The sequence below is a fragment of the Streptomyces sp. NPDC001922 genome, assembly GCF_042891165.1.
Lineage (GTDB): Bacteria > Actinomycetota > Actinomycetes > Streptomycetales > Streptomycetaceae > Streptomyces.
On record NZ_JBIASV010000013.1, the window covers coordinates 182615 to 205231 of the forward strand.

A 22617-nucleotide genomic window follows, 5' to 3' on the forward strand; every position below is an offset into this window, starting at 1 on the left:
CGTCGTCACCTCCGGGCGAGCTGGCGCTGTCCGACGAGGACGGCGCGGGCGATGGTCTGGGAGTCGACCTGGACATGCACGGGGCGCTCGGCGAGGCGCTCCATGGCCTGGGCGAGACGCTGCAGCGCGGCGCCGCCGCCCTGGTGGCGGCTGAACATCCGCTCCAGCTTCGACAGCGGGATGACCGCCTCGGCCTCACCGGCCTCGGCGAGCAGCGCGAGCCGGCCGCCGTTGCGGGGCTGGACGACACCGCCCTGGGCGAGGGCCGGGATGTTGGGGATCTTCGGGATGTTGAGCCCGAACGACTTGCCACCGACGACGGGTACCCAGCCGGGGATGTTGACCTTGATCTTGTTCAGGCCGCCGATCGCACCGTTCATGGCGGTGATCAGGCCGCGGATGGGCGCGGTGAAGACGTTGACGACGCCCTTGAGGAGGGGCGTGAGGAACTTGATCGCCGAGCTGGTTGCCCCCTTGATCGCGCTCCAGGCGATCTCCATGCCACGCTTGCCGAGCTTGACGACCTTGTCCATGTCGACGAAGCGGGCGATGAGCGGAGCGAGCAGCGTCATGATGAGGCCGAAGGGGTTGGCGGCCATGGCCAGGTTGAGCCCCTTCTGCGCGAGGGACGCGCCCTTGAGGCCCTTGCCGAGTCCGCCCATCGACTTACCGGTCCGGTCGGCGTTCTTGCCGGCCTTGCCGACGGACTTCTCGACGGCGTCGGACTGCCTTTTGACGTCGCGGAGGGCCTTCTGGGCATTGCCGGCGGAGGACTTGAGCTTGTCGAGGGACGACTTGAGCCGGTCCGCTCCCCTCTTGGCCTTCCCCAGCGAACCATCCGTCTGGGTCAGAGCGGAGCGCATGGTGCGTAGTCCGCTGCCGCTTTGCGTAGCAGCGCCCCGCAACTTTCCTACGGAGGAGGCCAGTTTGTCCGTTCCTCCCTTCATCCGGCCCAGCGGCGCGGAACTCTGTGCCGCCGCATTTTTCAATCTGTTGACGGATGAGGCGCTCCCCCCTGCGGTCCGCGCAAAGCCCCGCAGGGCCGAATTGGCAGCCCGCAGCTTCACCGTGAGCGACATATTTCCCCTCCTTCAGAGAGTTCTCATTCGATGACGCCCCTGCTCAGAGGGCTTGTCCGAGGCCGTTGATACGCGTCTCGACGCGCTCGAACTCGTCGGCAATTCCTTGCAGGTCCCGGGCCGTCTGCCGGCGAATGGACGTAACGGCCCGCTTCGCTTCCTCTGCTTTGTTGCGGGCCTGCCCGGCCTCGCCCCGCACTCTTGCGATGTCCTGCCTCAGGTCCCTCTTGGCATCGGTGATGGCATCCCGGAGCTGAGTGGGGTGCATGTTGCTTCTGCGAAGCTTCTCCTCTTCCTTCGCTTTCTCAAGATCCCCCAAGGGGTCCCACAGGGTCTTCTCCAGTTTGAGCCAGGTTGCCTCCGCATTGACAAGGTTGGCGGCACCCACAACAGCATTGGCTTCAGTCTTGACCCCCGAAGCCTCAAACTGTTTGACGTATTCCCGCTTGACCATGTCTTCCGTGAATGATTTCCAGCTCGATTTGAAGCTGGAGAACTCCCTCTTGAAGAGGCCGACAATCCAGACCTCGTCTCCGCTGTCAGATTTCCCCACGGATCCACCTCCATTTTTCCCGGGCGCCATGCACGAGATCCCGGCGGCATCGGAAAACAAAAAGGCGCCCGCAGTTAAATCCACGGGCGCCCTATTCGACTGAAACTTCTGAGGTTACTCCACTCGCACTTCCCAACGATCCGGGGTTTCGAAGGTCACGTATCCCGGCTCCGGAAGGCGGAGAGTTCCCCTGTGCTGCACGTCATAACGGACCAAGCACTGAGGCTCCCTCCCCGATTCCGGATTGAAGAGGATGTCGCCGTACGAATGCTCGTCCTCGAACTCGTAGTGGAGATCGACGGATCGGCGAGAGCCGTCCAAGAATGCCACGGTGTCGAACCCGTGCCCCTTGTACGGCTCCGAGGAGAGCAGAGGCACATCGTCCGGAGCCAGCACCCTGATCTTCCATCGGTGCATGCCGCCGGCTCCCTCATGGCCCCGACGGCGCCGGATCGCCACCGAGTCGAACCTGGCAGGGAGGACGACACGTAACGCTCCGCGTCCCGCAGTGCTCCCGAGGTTGGGGCCGGCATCCCTCCCGCGAGTACCGCTACGGACCGGGTGGAAGCTGAAGCTGCTGCTGAAGCCCCCTCGGAGCTCCAGCGGGATCGGCACCCCTTTCCCCGCACCCGGAATTGCAAGTTCCTTGTCTCTCCAGCCCGACCATGCGCTGGATTTCGCGTCCGCCATGCCCACCCTCCCCTGAATCGCGCGCAATGCAGAAGAACATCAAACCGCACACCGACGGTGCAGACAACCACACCGGCGAGAAATTCGAATGGCGGCCGACCTTGAACTGCATAGCGCGTGCAGCGTTCCGACTCTTGGCACACAGCCAGCGGGAGGTCCATATCAAGGGCGGTGGAATCTCTACTGTGCCGTTCCCGGAATCGTTGTCTCCTGGGCAACTGCGGCCCGAAAGCCCCACTCAGGAGAACGGAGCACTGACGCACTCAGGAAAAGAAGCGCATGAGCTCCGTCCGGTCGGGCACCGGCGAGGACGACACCTGACCGGCCTCACCGGACCGATCCTCACCCATGGCCTCCGGACCTGTCGCCCCCGGCCGCGGGATCGGCTCCGGGTAGTCCAACGGCTCCGCGTCCTCGTCCCGGTTGACCGTGGCGAACATCCAGTTGGAGACCGCCAGTTGATCGGCGACGGTGGCCAGCAGGTGGTCCGTCACCGACCACTCCGCCGCCTCGTCGTGCAGCTCGCGGGCGACCGCTCCGTCGCGTGGAAGGTGCGCGAGCAGCACCGCGAGCCGGCGGGAGGAGAGCCGGCCGCGGTGCCAGTCGAGCAGATCCACGCCGTAGTGGCGGAGCAGGTCCGCCTCCAGGGCCTCGGCGTGTTCGTCGACGAACGCGCCGAGGCTCAGCCTTCCCCCAGGCCCAGCCCCGTCTCCTTGCCGTAGGCCTCGAGGATCGCGCCGATGTCCTGCATCGTCACCTCGTGCCGGTTGAACCGGGCGAACTGCTGCTCACCGAGGAGCAGCTGGAGCAGCCCGTCCACGTCGTTGTCGTCGAGGTCCCGGAGGTTCCTGGCGGTCTGCCGGGTGAGCTCGGTCGGGAGCTCGAAGGTGTCGTCGTCGAGCTGGAACGTCCAGGCCCGGCCGAGCGCTTCCAGGCGCTGGGCACGGGCTGCGTTGACGTCGAATCCGGACATGCGCGGACTCCTTCACAGGTGGTGGAGAGATGAGGTGTGGAGAGGGAGGGGGCGGTGTCCGATGCGCCTTGGGGGCACACCGGACACCGCCGTGGTGCGTGACGAGCAGCCGGGCCGGCCGTACAGCGCCACACGGGCAGCGGCACGGCCGCACCACCGCCACTCGGGCAGCGGCACGGCCGCACAACCACCGCCGGCAGCCGGTACGGCGACACGGAAATCGCGCCACGCACCCGGAATCCCCGCCACGGCACGGACGCGCAGAGGCCCACGGGGGAGGGCCGGCCCGTGCCGTGACGCGAGGGACGTGCAGGACGTCCGGGATATGCGGACGTGTGGGACGTGCGGGTCCGCGCGAGCGGGCACCGACGGGGACGGTGCGCCCGCGCGGACCTGAGCGGTCTCCGAAGAGGGACTCCGAAAGGGGCCCCGAAGAGCCGCCCCACACCCGCCGTTTACGCGTAGGACGGGTCCTTCATCAGGATGGTCGCCAGCGGCTTGGTGGCGTCCTCCACGGCCAGCGCGGTGAAGGTGACACCGAGCTTCACCGCACCGGTGCGGGTGAAGGAGATCTCCTCGGTCTCGGTGACCTGACCGCGCGGGATGATGAACCGGTAGGTCGCCACCCCGCCGTCGCTGAACTCGATGCCGAGCTGCCGCTCGTCCTTCTTCGGCTCGGCGGACAGGTCGTACTTGAACTGCCCCGCGGCGGCGCCGGCGGCCACCGCGTCCCCGCCCATGAAGAACGGCAGCGTGTCCTTGTTCAGCTGGAGGAGCTGGAACTTCACGGTCAGGTCGCGGTCGGAGTAGATGAACCGCGCCGGGCTCACCGACTGCCAGGTGTCGACCGGGTCGATCTTGTCCTTCTTGTTGAACTTGATGCCGTCGGTGGTGGTGTAGCCGAGGTCGATCCAGTCGGCGCTCCACGCGGCGGCGGTGTCGACCGGGGCGGCCTTGCCCGGGGCGGCGACCAGCACCCGGCCGGAACCGGCGACGCGAATCTCGGAACCCTTGTTGCCTGCCATGTGAACTCCTCATTCATCAGGTGGGTATGGCAAAGGCCCCGCCGGATCGTTCCGGCAGGGCCCGTAGGAGAGAGGCGCGAACTGCGCCTCAGGCGGTGCGCATCAGACGGTGCGCATCAGGTGGTGCGCCTCAGGCGGTGCGGATCAGCAGCCGCACCGTGGAGAGGTAGCGGTTGCCCGCGGGGCGGTTGTAGTCGGGCAGCCAGCGCGGGCCGTCCGCCTCGACGACATCGGTGACGTACGCGCCGCCGTACGTCGTGCCGCGCGCCTGGAGCAGTGCGGCGCGGGCGGCCAGGGCCACGCCGTGCGCGGCCGTCTTGTCCGGCCCGTAGACCTCGAGGTCCACCAGGGGCTGGTCGAGGTGCTGGTCGTCCACCCAGGCCCCGCCGGTCCGCGAGACCAGGACGGCCTTCTGGGTGCCGTTGAAGCCGGCGGGCGGCCGGTTGTCGACCGTCACCCCGGCCAGCTCGGCACGGTCCTTGAGGTGGTCGACGACGAGGCGTTCCACATCGGGGAAAGCGATCAGGGCATCACTCACATGCGGGCTCCTTGTCGGAAGCGGTGGCAGGAGAGAAGCGCGCGGCCGCCGTCCGTGCGGATGGAGGAAGGAGTACGGACGGCGAGCCGCGCACATGCGAAACGGCGGACCGTTGCCCGGTGTCGGGCACAGCTCCGCCGCTGCACCAAGTGTGAACGAGATCGTGCGAGCGCGCAACCAACGTCTCTCATGAGAGAGCGGCCCGATGAGATCCGGGTGCCGGGGCGGCCACTCGGCCAGGACTCGCAGGACCTGGCCGGGTCATGGGCTGCCCGATGCGAACCCGGGCAACAGCGCCCCCACGGCCCGGGAACGAAAAACTGCCCTCACCACATCCAAGATGTGGTGAGGGCAGCATGCTCGGTAGCTGCGGTCGGGTCGGACGATCTGCCGTTACCCCCGCACAACACCCCCCGCCCCGCCCCGCTCATGCCCCCGCCGGGTGAGCCGCTCCGCCGCGAACACGTCCTCCAAGCGGAACAGTTGGGCCCGTCCGCGCTTGCCCGCCGGCCGCAGGTGCCCCTGCTGCACCCACTTCCGGATGGTCGCCGCCGACACCTCGACCTCCAGGGCGGCGAGGGAGCCGGTGAGCAGTCCCGCGATCATGCTTCGTCTCCCGTCACCGCGGTGAGCAGGTCCTGCGGCAGGGTGCCGCTCGCGTCCGCGAGTTCGGTCCAGCGGTCCTCCGGCCAGGTGTGCCGGTACGCCGGGCTGTCCGCGCAGCCGCACTCCTCGTCGGCGCAGCGGCAGGCCGGGTTGATGCACAGCACGGTCCGCCGGACGGGGAACGCGCGCAGCGACACCGAGTCGCACCAGGGGCAGCGGCCCCGCACCCGGACCAGCGGCTCGGCCTCGCCGAGGGCCTGTCCGCAGCGGCGGGCCATCCGCCGGGCCTCCGTCAGCACGTGCTCCAGGAGCACCCGGTCGTCACCGATCCGGTCCAGCAGTCCGGCGATCCGCGCCAGCCGCTGCGGCACGTCCGCCTTGCGGGGACGGCCGAGCCGCAGCCGGTCGCGGACGGCCTCCTCCAGCTCGATCACGCCGTCGGTGATGTCCCGGAGGGCGTCGGAGACGTGCAGCCGCAGGGGTGCGGCCCCGCCGCCGAGCGGGGTGATGCCGTGCCGGGCGTTCCAGACGGCGGCGGCCCGGTCCGCGCGCGCCTCCTGGGCCTGCCGGAGGAGGTCCGCGGGGGCGAGGTCGTACGAGGGCCGGCTCCCGGGGCGGCCCGGGAGGAGCTCTTCGAGGAGCTCCGGGAACTGGCGGCTCAGCAGGCCGAGCCAGGTGCGGGCGCGCTCGGCGGCCGGGTCCGGCGCGGCGCCCGGGGCCGCCCGGTGCGGCGTACCGTCCGTGGGTGCCGGGCCGGTCGTCCCCTTCATGACAGGCGTCCCACGCATCGGAGTCGCCTCCTTCATGACAGTCGTCTCACTCATGACAGCGGTACCTCACGGCCGTTGCTCCACAGCCGGCCGCCGCAGACGCCGTCGAACCAGGTGTTCGCGGGGTCCACGGTGCGCAGGCAGCGGTCGGTGACAGGACAGGTGTTGCACGCCCGCAACGCGGGTGCGGCGTCGACGGGTCGCCGGGCGAAGACTGAGGCCGGAGGGAGAGCAGCGCAGCGGGCGATGGACCGCCAGTCGAAGCCCTCGGGATCGTGCGGTGGCATGGGCACTCCGATGGGAAGGCCGAAGCGGAACGGAGTGTGGGGGGACAGCAAGATTCGAACTACCTTGCGAGCTCTCGGGAATCTTTTCATGTTGCGCACTCGCACGCAACTCACAGTTTCTTCACAACTCCCGCTTCCCGCCTACGGACTACCCCGTACGACGATCCGGGGCACCTCCCACTTCCAGCACATTTCGCACGCGCACGCGCGTTACCCTGGTGCGCGGATGGAGGGAGCGGACGTGACGAAGGACACCCTGGAGGACTTCGCGGCCTGGATGGAGGACCTCATGCGGTCCCGGGGCTACGACATCGACCACCCGCGCGGCGGCGGCAGGTCCAAGGTCGCCGACGACGCGGGCGTGCACCGTGCCGCGGTCACCCGGCTGCTGCAGCGCCAGAGCATGCCCGACCTCGCGACCATGCGCGGACTGGCCCGCGCCCTGGACGTCCCCGTGCGGGACGTGCTGATCCGCTCGGGGAAGCTGACCGAAGAGGACCTGCCCGTGCCCGTGGCATACGCTCGGCAAAGCGCAGCAGGGAGCCGGAACATCACACTGGCGGAAGCTGCCGAGCTGCTCGGAATCCCCGAGGAGCGACGGGGGCTGTTCCTTCAGGTTGCGGCCCCGTTCCTGCCGTCCCAGGAGCCCGAGGCTCAGCGGCGCAGGGCGGGCACCGGCTGAGAACGGGAGAAACGGGGGTAACTTCATGGGCACGGACGAGAGCAGGGCGGCACCCGGCCGCCCTGGCACCGGACCACGCTCCGCCGCCCCCGATGCCTCCCGGCCGATCACCCTCGGTGCCCGCGAACTGGCCAACTTACTCCTGGAGATGGGCCGCGCAACAACCGCCGGGGAGCTCGGCGTCCACCACCGGGACGCCCTGGAGCAGGCCCATGAGGCCGGCTACGCCCAGGGGTGGCAGGACGCCATGCGGCACCTCGCCGAACAGGAGAACCGGGGCACCGGCGCCACCTCGCTCGCCGAGGTGATCGCCCTGATCGACTCACCGCTGCCGGCGCCGCGCGCCCGCGAACTCCGCAGCCAGGAACCGCTGATGCCGCACCGCAAGCGCAAACCCGGCGAACAGTCCGGCTGACGGCGCCGGGCACGGGCCCCATGCCCCGCGGAACAGCCCGCTCCCCCGCAGCTCAGCCCGTGCTCCTGCTCGGAACAGCCACCCGGCAGCTCGGCCCATGCTCCTGCTCGGACCCGCCCCTGCTCAGATCAGCCCGTGCTCCCGCAGATAGTCCAGCTGCGCCCGCACCGACAGCTCCGCCGCGGGCCACAGCGACCGGTCCACATCGGCGTACACCTGCGCGACGACCTCACCGGGCGTCCGGTACCCCGCCTCGACCGCCGTCTCCACCTGCGCCAGCCGGTTCGCGCGGTGCGCGAGATAGAACTCGACCGCGCCGCGGGCGTCGTTCAGCACCGGCCCGTGGCCCGGCAGCACCGTGTCCACGCCGTCGTCCACGGTGAGCGAGCGCAGTCGCCGCAGCGACTCCAGGTACTCCCCGAGCCGCCCGTCCGGGTGGGCCACCACAGTGGTGCCCCGGCCGAGCACCGTGTCCCCGGTCAGGACCGCCCCGTCGGCCGGCAGATGGAAGGAGAGGGAGTCGGCGGTGTGGCCGGGGGTGGGCACCACCCGGAGCTCCAGCCCGCCGGTGGTGATCACGTCGCCGGCCTCCAGGCCCTCGTCCCCGAGCCGCAGCGCCGGGTCCAGCGCGCGGACCGGGGTGCGGGTCAGCTCCGCGAACCGGCTCGCCCCGTCCGCGTGGTCCGGGTGCCCGTGGGTGAGCAGCGTCAGCCCGATCCGCTTGCCCGCCCGCTCCGCCGTGGCGATCACGGCGTTCAGGTGGTCCTCGTCGAGCGGCCCCGGGTCGATGACCACGGCGAGGTCCGCGTCGGGCTCGGCGACGATCCAGGTGTTGGTGCCGTCCAGGGTCATCGGCGACGGGTTCGGGGCCAGCACGCAGACGGCACGCTCCGTCGCCGGGCCGGCGATGGTCCCGCCGCGCGGCTGCCCGGGCAGGGAGGCTGCGTACGTCATGAGGCGGCTCCGCCCTCGGCCGGGGAGGCCGGGGAGTCCGAGGGGACCGGGGAGGCCGGGGAGATGTGCCGGGTGAATTCGGCGTGCCCCGGCCAGCTCAGCACGATCTCGCCGTCCCGCAGCTCCGCCCGGGCCAGCACCGGGGTGAGGTCGCGTGCGGGCGCGGCGTCCAGCGCCTGGCCCGCCGACCCGTACGGTTCCAGCTCCCGGAGCGTGGAGATGGTGGGAGGCATCATCAGCAGCTCACCGCGGTCGTAGCCCGCCGCCGCGTCCGCGGGGCGGATCCAGACCGTCCGGTCCGCCTCGGTGGAGGCGTTCCGGGTCCGCTGCCCCTGCGGCAGCACGGCCACGAAGAACCAGGTGTCGTAGCGGCGCGGCTCGAACTCCGGGGTGATCCAGCGCGCCCAGCCGCTCAGCAGATCGCTGCGCAGCACCAGCCCGCGGCGCGCCAGGAACTCGGCGAAGGACAGCTCCCGGGCGACGAGTGCGGCCCGGTCGGCCTCCCAGTCCTCGCCCGTGGTGTCCGCGACCACGGTGTCCGCGGACGGCCCCGCCAGCAGGACGCCCGCCTCCTCGAAGGTCTCGCGCACCGCCGCGCAGACGACCGACTGGGCGGCGGCCTCGTCCTCCAGTCCGAGCCGGGCCGCCCAGGTCTCGGGTGCGGGACCGGCCCACCCGACGGACCGCTCGTCGCGCGGGTCCACCGAACCGCCGGGATACGCGTACGCGCCCCCGGCGAACGCCATGGAGGCCCGTCTGCGCAGCATGTGGACGACGGGCCCGTGCTCGGTGTCGCGCAGCAGCAGGACGGTGGCGGCACGGCGCGGCTCCACCGGCGTGAGCTCGCCGCCGGCGAGCGCGCGGATCCGGTCGGGCCACTCCGGCGGGTACCACTGGCCATTCGTGGTGGACATGGCCGGATGCTATGCGTTTCCGACGGGATGTTCGAGAGGCACCCGCGGCCGCCGGGCCGGGAACGGTCCGGCCCGGGGCGGCACGCGGCAGCGGCCCGGCACCTGCCGGGGAGCCGCCCGCCGCCCCGCGGCGGCACGGATCCGTACGGAGGTCAGTCCGCGATCTCGACCTGGATCTCGACCTCGACCGGAGCGTCCAGCGGCAGCACCGCGACGCCCACGGCGCTCCGGGCGTGCACGCCCTTCTCGCCCAGGACCTCGCCGAGCAGCTCACTGGCACCGTTGACGACGGCGGGCTGGCCGGTGAAGTCCGACGCCGAGGCGACGAACCCGACGACCTTCACGACCCGCGCGATCCGGTCCAGGTCACCGACGGCCGACTTGACCGCGGCCAGGGCGTTGAGCGCGCAGAGGCGCGCCAGCTCCTTGGCCTCCTCCGGCGTCACCTCGGCGCCGACCTTGCCCGTCACCCCGAGCTTGCCCTCGACCAGCGGCAGCTGCCCGGCGGTGAAGACATAGGAGCCGGAGCGGACGGCCGGCACATACGACGCGAGCGGCGCCGCGACGGCCGGCAGCGTGAGCCCCAGCGAGCTCAGCTTCTCCTCGACGGCGCTCATGCCTGCTTCTCCCGCTTGAAGTACGCCACCAGGGAGTCCCCGCCCTGCGGGCCCGGTACGACCTGGACGAGCTCCCAGCCCTCCTCGCCGAAGTTGTCGAGGATCTGCTTGGTGGCATGGATGAGCAGCGGCGCGGTCTGGTATTCCCACTTCGTCATGGGGCCGACTGTAATGCCTGTGGCCGAAGCCTCGTGCGTAGCCCTTGCCTCCACTGGTTAGGCTCCCCAGCATGAGCAGGTTCCACGTCGTCAGTGGCAAGGGCGGCACCGGCAAGACCACGGTCGCCGCTTCTCTCGCGCTTGCCCTCGCCGCCGAGGGGAAGCGCACTCTGCTGGTCGAGGTCGAGGGCCGGCAGGGCATCGCGCAGCTCTTCGAGACCGAGGCGCTGCCCTACGAGGAGCGGAAGATCGCGGTCGCCCCGGGCGGCGGCGAGGTGTACGCGCTCGCCATCGACGCCGAGCGCGCGCTGCTCGACTACCTCCAGATGTTCTACAAACTGGGCAGCGCCGGCCGGGCGCTGAAGAAGCTCGGCGCGATCGACTTCGCCACGACCATCGCCCCCGGTCTGCGGGACGTCCTGCTCACCGGCAAGGCGTGCGAGGCGGTGCGCCGCAAGGGCCGGGACGGCCGCCCGGTCTACGACTCGGTGGTCATGGACGCCCCGCCGACCGGCCGGATCACCCGCTTCCTCAACGTCAACGACGAGGTCGCCGGGCTGGCCCGGATCGGACCGATACACAACCAGGCCCAGGCCGTCATGCGCGTCCTGAAGTCCGCCGAGACCTCCGTCCACCTGGTGACGCTGCTGGAGGAGATGCCGGTCCAGGAGACCATGGACGGCGTCGCGGAACTGCGGGAAGCGGGCCTGCCCGTGGGCGGCATCCTGATCAACATGGTGCGGCCGCAGGTCCTCGACGAGGAGGCCGTGGAGGCGGCGGCCACCAGCCGTCGCGCAGCCGTCGCCAAGGCGCTCTCCCAGGCGGGACTGGGCGGGGCGCGCCGCGGGGGGCTGGCCGAGCGGCTCGTCGATCCGCTGCTGGAGGAGGCCCGCGAGCACGCCGAGCGCCTCCGGCTGGAGCGCGAGCAGCGGACGGCCATCGCCGACCTCGACCTGCCGACGTACGAACTGGAACTCCTCGGCGACGGAGGCGACCTCTCCGGCCTCTACCGGCTCGCCCGGGACCTGCGGAAGCAGGGCGTCGAGGAGGAGGCGTGGTGAGCCGGGGCGGCCACCGGCCCGGCCCCCGGGGCCACGCTGCCGGCCGGCCCGGCCGCACCCGCCCCGAGCGCCGCACCCGCCGTGACCGCCCCGAGTGCCGTGGACGAAGCGAGGACACCGCATGACCCTGGAGGCCGCTCCCCCGCTGGAGACCGACCCGCTGCTGGACGACCCGGGCACCCGCATCGTCGTGTGCTGCGGCTCCGGCGGCGTGGGCAAGACGACCACGGCCGCGGCGCTGGGTGTACGGGCGGCGGAGCGCGGCCGGAAGGTCGTCGTCCTCACCATCGACCCGGCCCGCCGGCTCGCCCAGTCGATGGGCATCGCCTCGCTGGACAACGTTCCCCGCCGGGTCGAGGGGATCGACGCGGCGCCCGGCGGCGAACTCCACGCGATGATGCTCGACATGAAGCGGACCTTCGACGAGGTCGTCGAGGCCCACGCGGACGCCGAACGGTCCCGCACGATCCTGGAGAACCCCTTCTACCAGTCCCTCTCCGCGGGCTTCGCCGGCACGCAGGAGTACATGGCCATGGAGAAGCTGGGCCAGTTGCGCGCGCGGGACGAGTGGGACCTCATCATCGTGGACACCCCGCCCAGCCGCTCGGCTCTGGACTTCCTGGACGCCCCCAAGCGCCTCGGCTCGTTCCTGGACGGCAAGTTCATCCGGATGCTGATGGCTCCGGCCAAGATCGGCGGCCGGGCGGGGATGAAGTTCCTGAATGTCGGCATGTCGATGATGACCGGCACCCTCAGCAAGCTGATGGGGACGCAACTGCTCCGGGACGTGCAGACGTTCGTGGCGGCGATGGACACGACGTTCGGCGGCTTCCGGACCCGCGCCGACGCCACCTACCGGCTGCTCCAGGCGCCGGGCACGGCGTTTCTGGTGGTCGCGGCGCCGGAGCGGGACGCCCTGCGCGAGGCCGCGTACTTCGTCGAGCGGCTGGCCGCCGAGAGCATGCCGCTGGCCGGACTGGTGCTGAACCGGGTGCACAGCAGCGGCGCCGCTCGGCTCAGCGCGGAGCGTGCCCTGGCGGCCGCGGAAAATCTTGAGGAAAGCCGCATTGTCGATCGTGCGGGCGGGCAAGCTGGCAGTCGTACGCCCGAGAGCCCCGACGGTGACTCCCCCGCGGTCGAGGGCGATTCGGATCCCGCAGAACTACTCGCCGCCGGACTGCTGCGGCTGCACGCCGAACGCATGCAGGTGCTCGCGCGTGAGCAGCGCATGCGCGACCGGTTCACCGCCCTGCACCCGGAGGTCGCCGTGGCCGAGGTGGCGGCACTGCCCGGTGACGTCCACGACCTCGACGGCCTGCGCGCCATCGGAAACCGGCTCGCGACCGGCAGCCCGGTCGGAGCCTGAGCCCGGCCCGTTCAACAACCCGGTACCCGACCGACCGCCGCGCCCGACCGACCATGTACCCGACCGGCCGCCGCGCCTGACCGGCCTCGACCCGTCCGGCCGTTATCGGCCCGCGCGTCTGCCACCGGTCCACCCGGCGTTGGTCGGCCGGACTCGGCCCGGCGGGGCGCTGAGCCACGGGCGCACGCACCGCGTCACGGCATGCCTCGCCCCGGTGCGGCGACGCGTTACGGCGCCGCCGCACCGGGGTGCGCGAGATCACCGCGGCTCGACGTGCCGCCGAAGGGCCGGCAGCTCCCGTACCGACGGCATACAGCCGACGGCGCACGAGCTGCCGAACCCGGAGTCGGCACACGGATGAGACACGGGTGGTGAGGAGGCCGGTGGATGAGGAACTGTTCCCAGCGGATCCGGCGGGTTCCTGTCCGGTGTCGCGAGCGACGGCGGACCGAACAGCGGCAGACGTGGGTGTGGGGGGCCGCGGGATCAGTTCAGCGCATCCGCCAGCCGGCTATCCCGCCGCGGCGAAGTCCTCGTCCTCCAGCTCCACCGGCAGGATGCCGATGCTCTGCTCGTACTCCGTACGCGCGGTCTCCAGAAGCCTGCGCCATGAGGTGACCGTGGGACGACGGCGCAACAGCGCTCGCCGCTCCCGCTCGGTCATGCCACCCCACACGCCGAACTCGACGCGATTGTCGAGCGCGTCGGCAAGGCACTCGGTGCGCACCGGGCATCCGGTGCAGACCGCTTTGGCCCTGTTCTGCGCTGCCCCCTGGACGAACAGTTCGTCCGGATCAGTCGTGCGGCACGCTGCCAGCGTGCTCCAGTCGGTAACCCAGCTACTCATGCTGGTGCCGTCCTCTCCCGAATCGAGGCTCCCCCACGGCGGCAGCGGCATATTCACCGTTGCCAGTTGAGGACGTTACGGAAGGCAGACAGGGCGCAACACCCCCTGCGGGCCCAATCTTGGATGGCCCGAACGGACTATGCGTACGCGGCAGATCACCCAACGGAGTGATGTGAGGGCATACGTAACAATCCCGACAAAGCGGGATGGGTTGCGAGGCCTCGCCGAGGATGCCGGACGGCACAAGACGTCACTCCGGACACAACTCCGTCCGGGGGGAGGACGAGGAGGAGAAGCGCGGACACACGTCGCCGTGACAGTCAGAGACAGCTTAGGCCAAGGGATGTATACGTGTCCGGCGAATGAGAACGTAGGCTGCCCTCATGTCTCAGAAGCGTTCGGGCGGTGGTCTGAGCAGAACACAGCAGGCCGCCAGGTTCCTCGGTGTCAGCGTGCTAGCCGGAGCCGTACTGGCGGGCATCGCACTCCCCGCCGCGGGAGCCCTGGGCCTCGCGGCCAAGGGGTCCGTCGAGGGATTCGACGAGATCCCGGCGAATCTCAAGCGGCCGCCGCTGAGCCAGAAGACCACGATCCTGGATGCCAAGGGCGGCAGGATCGCCTCGGTCTACTCCCGCGACCGCACGGTGGTGGACCTCGACGACATCTCCCCGTACATGCGGAAGGCGATCGTCGCGATCGAGGACGCGCGCTTCTACCAGCACGGGGCGATCGACCTGAAGGGCATCCTGCGGGCCCTCAACAAGAACGCCCAGAGCGGAGGCGTCTCCCAGGGCGCCTCGACCCTCACCCAGCAGTACGTGAAGAACGTCTTCGTGGAGGAGGCCGGCGACGACCCGGACAAGGTCGCCCAGGCCACCCAGCAGACGATCGGCCGCAAGGTCAAGGAGCTCAAGTACGCGATCCAGGTGGAGGAGGAGCTCGGGAAGAAGAAGATCCTCGAGAACTACCTCAACATCACCTTCTTCGGGCAGCAGGCCTACGGCGTCGAGGCCGCGGCCCAGCGTTACTTCAGCACCTCGGCGAAGGACCTGAAGCTGGAGGAGGCCGCGCTGCTGGCCGGGATCGTCCAGTCGCCCAGCCGCTGGGACCCGATGAACAACGAGGGCGAGGCCACCAAGCGCCGCAACGCCGTCCTGCAGCGCATGGCCGACCTGGGCGACATCTCCCAGGCCCGGGCCGACGCGGCGAAGCGGAAGCCGATCCGGCTGGACGTCAGCACGCCGCGGAACGGCTGCATCACCGCCACCAGCGCGGCCGGCTTCTTCTGCGACTACGTCCGTGAGGTCTTCCTCCAGGACGAGGTCTTCGGCAAGAGCCGCAAGGCACGCGCCAAGCGCTGGGCGCAGGGCGGCATGACGATCCGCACCACGCTCGACCCGAAGGCGCAGAAGTCGGTCCAGGCCTCGATCGACGATCACGTCTCGAAGGGCGACAAGGTCGCCACCGCGGTGTCGCTGATCGAGCCGGGCACCGGCCGGATCATGGGCATGGGCCAGAGCAGGCCGTACGGCTTCGGCGACCACGAGACGCAGATCAACCTGTCCGTGGACCGGCAGATGGGCGGCTCGAACTACGGCTTCCAGGTCGGTTCGACGTTCAAGCCGGTCACCGCCGCGGCGGCGCTGGAGCAGGGCCTGCCGATGAGCAAGAGCTACTCGGCGCCGTACAAGATGGCGTACCCGAGCCCGGTCAAGACCTGCAAGGGCAACTGGGTCAACACCGACGGCGCCACGGTCAGCAACGAGCTGGAGTCCGAGGTCGGGCCGTACGGGATGAAGGAGGCGACCGCCAAGTCGGTCAACACCTACTTCGTGCAGCTGATCAGCGACATCGGCGTCTGCCCCGTCACCGACCTGGCGTCCGACCTGGGGATCCGGATGGGCAACGGCGACAAGCTGCCGCAGGGCCCCGCGGTCACCCTGGGCAGCGCCACCATCTCCCCGCTGGCCATGGCCAACGCCTACGCCACCTTCGCCAACCGGGGCACCTACTGCACTCCGGTCGCCATCGACTCCGTCACCGACGCGGCCGGCCGGAAGCTGCGCGTGCCCAAGAGCAGCTGCAAGAAGGTCATGTCGCAGAAGACCGCGGACAGCATCAACACCCTGCTGCGCGGCGTGGTCGAGGACGGCACCGGAAAGCAGGCGGGCCTCTCGGGCCGGGACAGCGCGGGCAAGACCGGCACCACCGACGGCCGCGTGGCCGCGTGGTTCGTCGGCTACACGCCGAACCTGGCCGGCGCGGTCTGGGTCGGCAGCCCGACCACCAAGGTGCCGATGGAGAACATCACCATCGGCGGGCAGTACTACCCGAAGGTCTTCGGCGGCGGGGTCCCCGGACCGATCTGGCGCGACGCGATGAGCGGCGCGCTGGAGGGGAAGCCGGCGCCCCGGCTGCCGACGGTGCACGTCGCGGAACCGCCCGCGGCCAAGCCCGACCGCCCCGGCCACGGCGGCGGCGGCCACGGCGGAGGCGGTGGCGACTTCGAGTGGCCCGAGATCTCGCTCCCGCCGAACCTCATCGGCGGCGCCGACGGCCTCACGGGCGGCGGCAAGGGGCGCGGCCGGAAGCACTGAGCACGCGGCGCGGAGCCGGCTGAAGTGCGGCAGAGGTCGAAGCGGAGCTGACAGAGGCGGGGGGGGGGGCCCGGGGGGGGGGGGGGCCCCGGGGGGGTGTGGGGGGGGGGGGGGGGGGGGGGGGGGGCGCGCCCCCCCGGGGGCGCCCCGGCCGCCCCCCCCCCGCCCCGGCCCCCCGGCCCCCCCCCCGGGGGGGGCCCCCCCCCCCGCCCGCGGCGGCCCCCCCCCCCCCCCCCCCCCGGGGGGCCCCCCCCCCGCCTCTGTTGTCTGTGCCGACCGGTGCGGAGGGCAGGGGAACGCGCGCAAGGGGTACGCCCTCGGGACCCGCACGAGGGAGAGGTGGCCTGGGCGTCCTCCCGAGGGGGACGCGCTCTCGGGGTCCGCCCGAAGGGGACGCGCCCTCAGGGTCCGCCGACGGTGAGGTGACCTTGGCGAGCCCCGTCGAGCCGCACGTGGCGAGCGGGGCGCGGGCTCGGGTCCGCATGAGCGGGACATGACGTCGGGACCGGCACGGCTCGCGGGGCGGCCCCGACACCCGGATACCGGCGCACCGGGCAGGAGCGCACGGCCCCCGGGAAGCCGCCCGCCCGGCCGGCGGGTCCCGCCCCGGCGGCAGGTCAGCCCGCGAGGTGGCGCTTGACCTCGGCGGCGACCCGGCCGCCCTCGGCCCGCCCGGCGACCTTGGGGTTCACGATCTTCATGACCGCACCCATGGCCCGCGGCCCCTCGGCGCCACCGGCCACGGCCTCCTTCACTGCCTCCGCGACCAGCGCGCTCAGCTCCTCGTCGGAGAGCTGCTGCGGCAGGTACGCGGCCAGCACCTCGCCCTCGGCCTTCTCCCGTGCGGCCTGCTCGGTCCGGCCGCCCTGGGCGAACGCCTCGGCCGCCTCCCGGCGCTTCTTCGCCTCGCGGGCGATCACCTTCCGCACCTCGTCGTCGGAGAGCTCGCGCGCGGACTTGCCCGCGACCTCCTCGTTGGTGATCGCGGAGAGGGTGAGCCGGAGCGTGGAGGAGCGCAGCTCGTCGCGGGCCTTGATCGCCGCGGTGAGGTCGTCCTGAAGTGTGGCCTTGAGCGTGGTCATGCCGATGAGTATGCCCGGCGGCACTGGGCCCCGCCCACCGCATTCCTGCCGCCCCGGCCCGGAGACCGTGCCGCCGTCCGCCCCGGGCACCCGGCCGACGGAGCACGACCGTCGCGGGCGGCGGCCCACGTCCTGCCCCGGCGTCCGACGGCGGACGCAGGCCTCCGCGGTCCCACCGGCGAGGGCGTAGCGGGAGCCCGCACGGACCGCCCGGACTGCCCGGTTCCCGCACCGTCTGCGACCATGGGGCCATGCGCGCGCGATACGCAGTACCCCTGGGAATCACGGCAGTCGGCGCGGCCGGCCTCGCCTACGCAACCGGCATCGAACCCCGCTCGTTCCGGCTCCGCCGGATCACGGTGCCGGTGCTGCCGCCCGGGATGCGGCAGCTGCGCATGCTCCAGGTCTCGGACATCCACATGGTCTCCGGACAGGGCAAGAAACGGCGGTGGCTGCAGTCGCTCGCCGGCCTGCGGCCCGACTTCGTCATCAACACCGGTGACAACCTCTCCGACAAGACGGCCGTCCCCGAGGTGCTGGACGCCCTCGGACCGCTGATGGAGTTCCCCGGGGCGTACGTCTTCGGCTCGAACGACTACTACGCACCCCGGCTGCGCAACCCCGCCCGCTACCTCCTGGAGAGGGCCCGCGGTCAGCACGGCCTCAACGGCAAGAACGACCCGGCGGTCGGCGTCGAGCGCAACCCGTGGGAGGGCATGCGGGACGCCTTCGACGAGGCGGGCTGGGTGGGACTCTCGAACACCCGCGGCCGGCTGAAGCTCGGCGGACTCGACGGCCTGGAGATCGCGCTCACCGGTCTGGACGACCCGCACATCAAGCGGGACCGGTACGCCGAGGTGGCGGGCGGCCCCGAGGACGCGGACCTCTCGCTGGCCGTCGTCCACGCCCCGTACCTGCGGACCCTCGACGCCTTCACCGCGGACCGCTACCCGCTGATCCTGGCCGGGCACACCCACGGCGGCCAGCTCTGCGTCCCGTTCTACGGGGCCCTGGTCACCAACTGCGACCTGGACACCCGGCGGGTCAAGGGCCTGTCGACGCACAGCGCCGAGGGCAGGACCTCCTACCTGCACGTCTCGGCGGGCTGCGGCGCCAACCGGTACACCCCGGTGCGCTTCGCCTGCCCGCCCGAGGCGACGCTGCTGACCCTGACCGCGCGCGACGCCTGACCCCACCGCATCCCCCCTGCCCGGACCGGGCGGCCGCTCCCACGCGGCCACCGGCCCGGGCAGTCGCTTTCCCGGCACGGCGCCCCCACATCCGGCCGCGACCGGGGAACCACGAGCAGGACCTGTGACGGCGGTCACATCCAGCGACACGCGGGCGAAGCACGCCCCCGCCCCCTTCCGCCCCACCGGCCGGGAACGACGACAACTCCGTCAACCCCGCCCGCTCTTCCGCCGCTCGGGCTTCCACCACCGGCACGGAGCCGGGCGAGGGGCCACCCGCTGCGAGCAGGTAACCGGATTTCGCATGGAGCGACAGGTCCGCTAAAGTAGAGCTCGTTGCTTCGGGGTGTAGCGCAGCTTGGCAGCGCGCTTCGTTCGGGACGAAGAGGTCGTGGGTTCAAATCCCGCCACCCCGACTGAAGGAACACCAGGTCAGGGGCCTGATCCGAGAAATCGGATCAGGCCCCTGCCGCATTTCCGCGGGGGATGAGCAAAGCCCGGGAGAGGGTCTTGGATCCTGCTTCCAGGCCGGTGTCCGCCAACGCTCTCTCAGACATCCCTGCCCGAGATCATCGGGACGGGCAAGTCGACGCAGCCGCCACTCCTTGCCGAACAAGCCGGTCCGGACGCGCCCACCCCGGGCCACGTGCGCGGTGTCGCACAGCGGCACAGCAACAGGCGCTGCACCACGCGCAGTTCCTGCACGGCAGGCACAGAGGAGCAGCCGGGGAATCGAGAAGCACCTGACGGCTCATCACTATCCCGGTCACTCCCCCGGCATGCCCGGACCCGCGTTACACGACGGTGTTCACCACCGCGGCCGTCGTCGCCGCCGCGGTGGTCGTCAGCGCCAAGTGCACCGAGTTCACCAGCTGATGCATGACCGGCTCGGCCCAGTGCCCCTCGGTCAGCTCGCTCATGCGCTTCCGGGCGGCCGCCCGGTCGGCCTCGCCGAAGACCAGCTCGTGCAGCCCACCACTGTGCAGCAGCACCACCAGTGCGGCCGTGCGCGCGTCGGGCTCCTGACCCTCGAGCACCACCGCCGCAAGTGTCCGGCGCAGCCTACTCTCGACCGTGCCGTCGGCCTCCGGGTAGCGATGGGCGGGGAAGATGCCCCAACGCCTCGTCCGCTCCTCACGGATGACACCCTTCTCCAGCAGCGCCCGCCGGGCGTCGTCGACGGCCGGCTTCCTGAGCCGGAAGATCCACGCCTGCGCGTCCTCCCGTTCGCTCTGCGCGGCGATCCGCTGCAGCGTCCCGTCCAGGGCCGGAATCCCCAACGGCGCGGAGTCGGTGACGACCAGGTGGTCGCCCTCCGACCGGACCCGTCCCGCGAGCGCCAGTTCCAGCACGGAGGCGCTGGAGATCGCGAACTCGCACTGCACCTGGAGCCGAGGGGTGCCGGTGGCGTCGTCGAGCGACAGGAGCATGATCTGCTCACTGAGTGTGGTTTCCATATTTATGGATCTCTCCCTGCCTTGATCAATGAAACACACCTGATCACGGCAAATAGGGGTGAGAGCCCCTTACGGTCGACGGGCGTGACTGCGGTGGGGATGGCGGTGCCCCCACACCGGAGCGGTTCGGCGGCCGGGTCCGGCGCAGCCGCGGCGACCGCTTCCGTACGTGCTCGGGCCCGGACGTCCGGCCTTGTCCGGGACCGGCGCGGGCCCCGGCCTATTCTTCGGGCAGGCTCTCCCAGGCTTCGCCCTCCCCGAAGAGCTCGTACCCGTGCTCGGCCGCGATCTGCGCCGCGTGCGAGCGGCTGCGGATGACGACCTCGTGCTTCCTGCTGCGGACCGCGGCCTGGGTGCCGTCGTCCTTCTCCGTCGTCACGATGGCGTAGGTCTCGTAGACGACCTGGCCCGGTTCCTTCTTGCTCCAGACCACATGCATGCTGGTTCCCATCGGGCACGCTCCCCGGTGGACGACTCCCCTGGTCCCAGCTTCTCACCTGGTGCGGATCATCGCCCCACGACGCAGAGGCACGGCTTTGACCTGGGAAAACGGTGCGCTCGGCGGGGTCCGCAGGGGAGAAATCCATCCCTTTCAAGATCATCGCGAGCGCCGGGCCGCCGGCGGCACCGACGCCTGCTCCGGCCACCCGGATCCCGTCCCCCATCCGGCCCCCGGTCCGGCCCCGGTGCAGCCCTGAGGGCGGCCCTCCACGCCCCCGTGCAGAGTGGCACGGAGGACGCCCCGCGGAGAGTTATCCACAGGCTGGGGGCCGCCCCACCACGATGTCGGCACGTCTGCGCAGAATGGGCCCATGACTGACGACACCACTGGGTCCTCCGGCTCCGTGCCGGACTGGGAGAAGCGCTTCAGGGCACCGCGAGTCGGGCTGCCCGACTGGGCGGAGGACGCGCCGGACCGGTCGCTGTTCGTCTCGAACGCGACCGGCACCTACGAGCTCTACGCCTGGGACCGCACAACGGGCGGGCAGCGACAGGCGACGGACCGGCCGAACGGCACGACGGACGGACTGCTCTCGCCGGACGGCGAGTGGATCTGGTGGTTCAACGACACCGACGGCGACGAGTTCGGCGTCTGGCTGCGGCAGCCGTTCGGCGGCGGGGCGGACGAGCCCGCGACCCCGGGCCTCGAGCCCTCCTACCCGGCCGGTCTGGCACTGGGCCGGGACGGCACGGCCGTGGTCGGCCGCTCCACGGACGAGGACGGCTCGACGATCCATGTGCTGCGCCCGGGCGCCGAACCGGTGGAGATCTACCGGCACCGGGAGTCGGCGGGGGTCGCCGACCTCTCCCGCGACGGCACGCTGATCGCCATGGAGCACACCGAGCACGGCGACGCCATGCACTCCGCGCTCCGGGTGCTCCGGCTCGACGGCTCGGTGGTGGCCGAACTCGACGACACCAAGGGCGGCACGACGGAACTCGGCCTGAGCTGCCTGGGATTCTCCCCGCTGGACGGCGACTCCCGGATGCTCGTCGGGCACCAGCGCAGCGGCCGCTGGGAGCCGATGATCTGGGACCCGCTGACCGGCGAGGAGACCGCCCTCGCCATCGAGCTGCCCGGGGACATCGAGGCCGAGTGGTTCCCCCGGCCTCCCGGGGCCGGCGCCTCCCGGCCGGCGGGTGCGCCGGCGGACGGCGGGGACGGCTCCGCCCTGCTGATCGAGCAGAGCCACCAGGCGCGCAGCCGGCTGTGGCGCTACGAGCCCGCCACCCATGAACTGCTGCCGCTGGAGACCCCGCCCGGCACGGTGTCCGGGGCGACGGCCCGGCCGGACGGCTCGGTGGAGTACCTCTGGTCCTCGGCAGCGCTGCCGCCGGTGGTCCGCTCCACGACGGGGCGGACCGTGCTGGATCCCCCCGGGATGAAGGCACCGAATTCCGTGCCGGTCACGGACGCCTGGGTCGAGGGACCCGGCGGCCGGGTGCACGCGCTCGTGCAACAGCCGGAGGGTGAGGGCCCGTTCCCGACGGTGTTCGACATCCACGGGGGGCCGACCTGGCACGACAGCGACGCCTTCGCGGCCGGCCCGGCGGCCTGGGTGGACCACGGCTTCGCCGTCGTACGGGTCAACTACCGCGGTTCCACCGGGTACGGCCGCGCGTGGACGGACGCCCTCAAGCACCGGGTGGGGCTGATCGAGCTGGAGGACATCGCCGCGGTCCGCGACTGGGCCGTGGAGTCCGGGCTCGCCGATCCGGACCGCCTGGTTCTGGCGGGCGGTTCCTGGGGCGGCTATCTCACGCTGCTCGGTCTGGGCACCCAGCCGGAGGCCTGGGCCCTGGGCCTGGCGGCCGTCCCGGTCGCGGACTACGTCACCGCCTACCACGACGAGATGGAGGCGCTGAAGGCCATGGACCGCACCCTGCTGGGCGGGAGCCCGGAGGAGGTACCGGAGCGGTTCGCGGCCTCCTCCCCGCTGACCTACGTGGACCGGGTGCGCGCACCGGTCTACATCTCGGCCGGCGTGAACGACCCGCGCTGCCCGATCCGGCAGGTGGAGAACTACGTCCAGCGGCTGGCCGACCGGGGAGCACCGCACGAGGTGTACCGCTACGACGCGGGACACGGCTCCCTGGTCGTGGAGGAGCGCATCAAGCAACTGCGCCTGGAGATCGACTTCGCCGAGCGGCACCTGAAGACCGGGAACGGCGGCTGAGGACCGGGTGCAACCCGGATCACGGGCGGACCTGACGGCTGGGGGCGGTACCCGACGAGCCCCCGGCCCCAGGCTCCG

25 protein-coding genes and 1 tRNA gene are annotated in these 22617 nt (G+C 71.4%); 8 read left to right on the top strand and 18 right to left on the bottom strand.

The genetic code is table 11. From position 1 onward, the window contains the following. Window positions 1–5: 5 nt before the first annotated feature. The 10 genes from ACFYYR_RS24500 to ACFYYR_RS24545 all read right to left on the bottom strand — a co-directional run bounded on the left by ACFYYR_RS24500 (window position 6) and on the right by ACFYYR_RS24545 (window position 6521). Window positions 6–863, bottom strand: a complete 858-nt coding sequence (locus ACFYYR_RS24500) for a hypothetical protein (RefSeq protein WP_388857369.1) — start codon at window positions 861–863, stop codon at window positions 6–8. 259 nt (window positions 864–1122) lie between these two features. Then, on the bottom strand, window positions 1123–1632 hold the full coding sequence (locus ACFYYR_RS24505) for a hypothetical protein (RefSeq protein ID WP_388857372.1): 510 nt from the start codon (window positions 1630–1632) through the stop codon (window positions 1123–1125). A gap of 114 nt (window positions 1633–1746) precedes the next feature. Then, on the bottom strand, window positions 1747–2322 hold the full coding sequence (locus tag ACFYYR_RS24510; protein ID WP_388857375.1) for a hypothetical protein: 576 nt from the start codon (window positions 2320–2322) through the stop codon (window positions 1747–1749). Window positions 2323–2585: 263 nt separating this feature from the next. Then, window positions 2586–2939 carry a hypothetical protein gene (locus ACFYYR_RS24515; protein WP_388857378.1) on the bottom strand — a complete coding sequence of 118 codons (354 nt, stop codon included), beginning with the start codon at window positions 2937–2939 and terminating at the stop codon, window positions 2586–2588. A gap of 65 nt (window positions 2940–3004) precedes the next feature. Next, complete coding sequence (locus tag ACFYYR_RS24520) at window positions 3005–3295, bottom strand: hypothetical protein (protein ID WP_351507982.1); 291 nt, start codon at window positions 3293–3295, stop codon at window positions 3005–3007. Window positions 3296–3750: 455 nt separating this feature from the next. Further along, window positions 3751–4320 (bottom strand): phage tail protein, encoded by a 570-nt coding sequence (locus tag ACFYYR_RS24525; protein WP_388857381.1) that lies wholly within the window; start codon window positions 4318–4320, stop codon window positions 3751–3753. A gap of 130 nt (window positions 4321–4450) precedes the next feature. Continuing rightward, a complete protein-coding gene (locus ACFYYR_RS24530) occupies window positions 4451–4858 on the bottom strand; it encodes a hypothetical protein (protein ID WP_388857384.1) in 408 nt (135 codons plus the stop codon). Window positions 4859–5251: 393 nt separating this feature from the next. Next, window positions 5252–5464, bottom strand: a complete 213-nt coding sequence (locus tag ACFYYR_RS24535; protein ID WP_388857387.1) for a hypothetical protein — start codon at window positions 5462–5464, stop codon at window positions 5252–5254. After that, a complete protein-coding gene (locus tag ACFYYR_RS24540; RefSeq protein ID WP_388857390.1) occupies window positions 5461–6288 on the bottom strand; it encodes a hypothetical protein in 828 nt (275 codons plus the stop codon). Before ACFYYR_RS24540 ends, ACFYYR_RS24535 begins: the two co-directional genes overlap by 4 nt. Beyond that, window positions 6285–6521 carry a WhiB family transcriptional regulator gene (locus tag ACFYYR_RS24545; protein ID WP_388857393.1) on the bottom strand — a complete coding sequence of 79 codons (237 nt, stop codon included), beginning with the start codon at window positions 6519–6521 and terminating at the stop codon, window positions 6285–6287. Before ACFYYR_RS24545 ends, ACFYYR_RS24540 begins: the two co-directional genes overlap by 4 nt. Window positions 6522–6762: 241 nt before the next feature. Here ACFYYR_RS24545 and ACFYYR_RS24550 point away from each other — a divergent pair, with 241 nt between their 5' ends. Together ACFYYR_RS24550 and ACFYYR_RS24555 are read left to right on the top strand one after the other, a co-directional pair. Next, window positions 6763–7203, top strand: a complete 441-nt coding sequence (locus tag ACFYYR_RS24550; protein WP_388857396.1) for a helix-turn-helix domain-containing protein — start codon at window positions 6763–6765, stop codon at window positions 7201–7203. A gap of 25 nt (window positions 7204–7228) precedes the next feature. Next, a complete protein-coding gene (locus tag ACFYYR_RS24555; RefSeq protein WP_388857399.1) occupies window positions 7229–7618 on the top strand; it encodes a hypothetical protein in 390 nt (129 codons plus the stop codon). 123 nt (window positions 7619–7741) lie between these two features. On the opposite strand, the gene ACFYYR_RS24560 is transcribed toward ACFYYR_RS24555, so the two are convergent. The 4 genes from ACFYYR_RS24560 to ACFYYR_RS24575 all read right to left on the bottom strand — a co-directional run bounded on the left by ACFYYR_RS24560 (window position 7742) and on the right by ACFYYR_RS24575 (window position 10261). Next, complete coding sequence (locus ACFYYR_RS24560; RefSeq protein ID WP_388857402.1) at window positions 7742–8572, bottom strand: MBL fold metallo-hydrolase; 831 nt, start codon at window positions 8570–8572, stop codon at window positions 7742–7744. Continuing rightward, window positions 8569–9486 (bottom strand): NUDIX hydrolase, encoded by a 918-nt coding sequence (locus ACFYYR_RS24565; RefSeq protein ID WP_388857405.1) that lies wholly within the window; start codon window positions 9484–9486, stop codon window positions 8569–8571. Before ACFYYR_RS24565 ends, ACFYYR_RS24560 begins: the two co-directional genes overlap by 4 nt. A gap of 152 nt (window positions 9487–9638) precedes the next feature. Continuing rightward, window positions 9639–10103, bottom strand: a complete 465-nt coding sequence (locus tag ACFYYR_RS24570) for a RidA family protein (RefSeq protein WP_351507961.1) — start codon at window positions 10101–10103, stop codon at window positions 9639–9641. Then, entirely contained in the window at window positions 10100–10261 is a 162-nt protein-coding gene (locus ACFYYR_RS24575; protein WP_351507959.1) for a DUF4177 domain-containing protein, read from the bottom strand. Before ACFYYR_RS24575 ends, ACFYYR_RS24570 begins: the two co-directional genes overlap by 4 nt. Window positions 10262–10332: 71 nt before the next feature. Between ACFYYR_RS24575 and ACFYYR_RS24580 the strand changes: the two genes are divergently transcribed. Together ACFYYR_RS24580 and ACFYYR_RS24585 are read left to right on the top strand one after the other, a co-directional pair. Further along, entirely contained in the window at window positions 10333–11322 is a 990-nt protein-coding gene (locus ACFYYR_RS24580; protein ID WP_388857409.1) for an ArsA-related P-loop ATPase, read from the top strand. Window positions 11323–11443: 121 nt separating this feature from the next. Continuing rightward, window positions 11444–12688 carry an ArsA family ATPase gene (locus tag ACFYYR_RS24585; RefSeq protein ID WP_388857412.1) on the top strand — a complete coding sequence of 415 codons (1245 nt, stop codon included), beginning with the start codon at window positions 11444–11446 and terminating at the stop codon, window positions 12686–12688. Window positions 12689–13199: 511 nt separating this feature from the next. Here ACFYYR_RS24585 and ACFYYR_RS24590 read toward each other — a convergent pair. Continuing rightward, entirely contained in the window at window positions 13200–13586 is a 387-nt protein-coding gene (locus ACFYYR_RS24590) for a WhiB family transcriptional regulator (RefSeq protein ID WP_388857618.1), read from the bottom strand. 332 nt (window positions 13587–13918) lie between these two features. On the opposite strand from ACFYYR_RS24590, the gene ACFYYR_RS24595 reads away from it, so the two are divergent. Next, window positions 13919–16132, top strand: coding sequence for a transglycosylase domain-containing protein (locus ACFYYR_RS24595; RefSeq protein WP_388857415.1), 2214 nt, complete (start codon window positions 13919–13921; stop codon window positions 16130–16132). Between the two features lie 617 nt (window positions 16133–16749). Here the strand turns inward: ACFYYR_RS24595 and ACFYYR_RS24600 are convergent. After that, window positions 16750–17214: a GatB/YqeY domain-containing protein gene (locus ACFYYR_RS24600; protein WP_388857418.1), complete on the bottom strand. Its 465-nt coding sequence runs from the start codon at window positions 17212–17214 to the stop codon at window positions 16750–16752. A gap of 251 nt (window positions 17215–17465) precedes the next feature. Between ACFYYR_RS24600 and ACFYYR_RS24605 the strand changes: the two genes are divergently transcribed. Beyond that, on the top strand, window positions 17466–18404 hold the full coding sequence (locus tag ACFYYR_RS24605) for a metallophosphoesterase (protein WP_388857421.1): 939 nt from the start codon (window positions 17466–17468) through the stop codon (window positions 18402–18404). A 342-nt stretch (window positions 18405–18746) separates the two neighbouring features. Next, window positions 18747–18820, top strand: a tRNA-Pro gene (locus ACFYYR_RS24610). A 378-nt stretch (window positions 18821–19198) separates the two neighbouring features. Here ACFYYR_RS24610 and ACFYYR_RS24615 read toward each other — a convergent pair. Beyond that, entirely contained in the window at window positions 19199–19861 is a 663-nt protein-coding gene (locus ACFYYR_RS24615; protein ID WP_388857424.1) for a GPP34 family phosphoprotein, read from the bottom strand. Window positions 19862–20081: 220 nt separating this feature from the next. Continuing rightward, window positions 20082–20312, bottom strand: coding sequence for a hypothetical protein (locus ACFYYR_RS24620; RefSeq protein ID WP_388857427.1), 231 nt, complete (start codon window positions 20310–20312; stop codon window positions 20082–20084). Window positions 20313–20673: 361 nt separating this feature from the next. On the opposite strand from ACFYYR_RS24620, the gene ACFYYR_RS24625 reads away from it, so the two are divergent. Further along, a complete protein-coding gene (locus tag ACFYYR_RS24625; RefSeq protein WP_388857430.1) occupies window positions 20674–22539 on the top strand; it encodes a S9 family peptidase in 1866 nt (621 codons plus the stop codon). Window positions 22540–22617: the final 78 nt, after the last annotated feature.

What these genes read in the sequence shown, in the direction of transcription:
- ACFYYR_RS24500 (WP_388857369.1), bottom strand. Translation starts at nt 863, where the DNA reads ATGCGCTCCGCTCTGACCCAGACGGATGGTTCGCTGGGGAAGGCCAAG.
- ACFYYR_RS24510 (WP_388857375.1), bottom strand. Translation starts at nt 2,322, where the DNA reads ATGGCGGACGCGAAATCCAGCGCATGGTCGGGCTGGAGAGACAAGGAA.
- ACFYYR_RS24520 (WP_351507982.1), bottom strand. Translation starts at nt 3,295, where the DNA reads ATGTCCGGATTCGACGTCAACGCAGCCCGTGCCCAGCGCCTGGAAGCG.
- ACFYYR_RS24525 (WP_388857381.1), bottom strand. Translation starts at nt 4,320, where the DNA reads ATGGCAGGCAACAAGGGTTCCGAGATTCGCGTCGCCGGTTCCGGCCGG.
- ACFYYR_RS24535 (WP_388857387.1), bottom strand. Translation starts at nt 5,464, where the DNA reads ATGATCGCGGGACTGCTCACCGGCTCCCTCGCCGCCCTGGAGGTCGAG.
- ACFYYR_RS24540 (WP_388857390.1), bottom strand. Translation starts at nt 6,288, where the DNA reads ATGAGTGAGACGACTGTCATGAAGGAGGCGACTCCGATGCGTGGGACG.
- ACFYYR_RS24545 (WP_388857393.1), bottom strand. Translation starts at nt 6,521, where the DNA reads ATGCCACCGCACGATCCCGAGGGCTTCGACTGGCGGTCCATCGCCCGC.
- ACFYYR_RS24555 (WP_388857399.1), top strand. Translation starts at nt 7,229, where the DNA reads ATGGGCACGGACGAGAGCAGGGCGGCACCCGGCCGCCCTGGCACCGGA.
- ACFYYR_RS24560 (WP_388857402.1), bottom strand. Translation starts at nt 8,572, where the DNA reads ATGACGTACGCAGCCTCCCTGCCCGGGCAGCCGCGCGGCGGGACCATC.
- ACFYYR_RS24565 (WP_388857405.1), bottom strand. Translation starts at nt 9,486, where the DNA reads ATGTCCACCACGAATGGCCAGTGGTACCCGCCGGAGTGGCCCGACCGG.
- ACFYYR_RS24570 (WP_351507961.1), bottom strand. Translation starts at nt 10,103, where the DNA reads ATGAGCGCCGTCGAGGAGAAGCTGAGCTCGCTGGGGCTCACGCTGCCG.
- ACFYYR_RS24575 (WP_351507959.1), bottom strand. Translation starts at nt 10,261, where the DNA reads ATGACGAAGTGGGAATACCAGACCGCGCCGCTGCTCATCCATGCCACC.
- ACFYYR_RS24580 (WP_388857409.1), top strand. Translation starts at nt 10,333, where the DNA reads ATGAGCAGGTTCCACGTCGTCAGTGGCAAGGGCGGCACCGGCAAGACC.
- ACFYYR_RS24585 (WP_388857412.1), top strand. Translation starts at nt 11,444, where the DNA reads ATGACCCTGGAGGCCGCTCCCCCGCTGGAGACCGACCCGCTGCTGGAC.
- ACFYYR_RS24590 (WP_388857618.1), bottom strand. Translation starts at nt 13,586, where the DNA reads ATGCCGCTGCCGCCGTGGGGGAGCCTCGATTCGGGAGAGGACGGCACC.
- ACFYYR_RS24595 (WP_388857415.1), top strand. Translation starts at nt 13,919, where the DNA reads ATGTCTCAGAAGCGTTCGGGCGGTGGTCTGAGCAGAACACAGCAGGCC.
- ACFYYR_RS24600 (WP_388857418.1), bottom strand. Translation starts at nt 17,214, where the DNA reads ATGACCACGCTCAAGGCCACACTTCAGGACGACCTCACCGCGGCGATC.
- ACFYYR_RS24605 (WP_388857421.1), top strand. Translation starts at nt 17,466, where the DNA reads ATGCGCGCGCGATACGCAGTACCCCTGGGAATCACGGCAGTCGGCGCG.
- ACFYYR_RS24615 (WP_388857424.1), bottom strand. Translation starts at nt 19,861, where the DNA reads ATGGAAACCACACTCAGTGAGCAGATCATGCTCCTGTCGCTCGACGAC.
- ACFYYR_RS24620 (WP_388857427.1), bottom strand. Translation starts at nt 20,312, where the DNA reads ATGGGAACCAGCATGCATGTGGTCTGGAGCAAGAAGGAACCGGGCCAG.
- ACFYYR_RS24625 (WP_388857430.1), top strand. Translation starts at nt 20,674, where the DNA reads ATGACTGACGACACCACTGGGTCCTCCGGCTCCGTGCCGGACTGGGAG.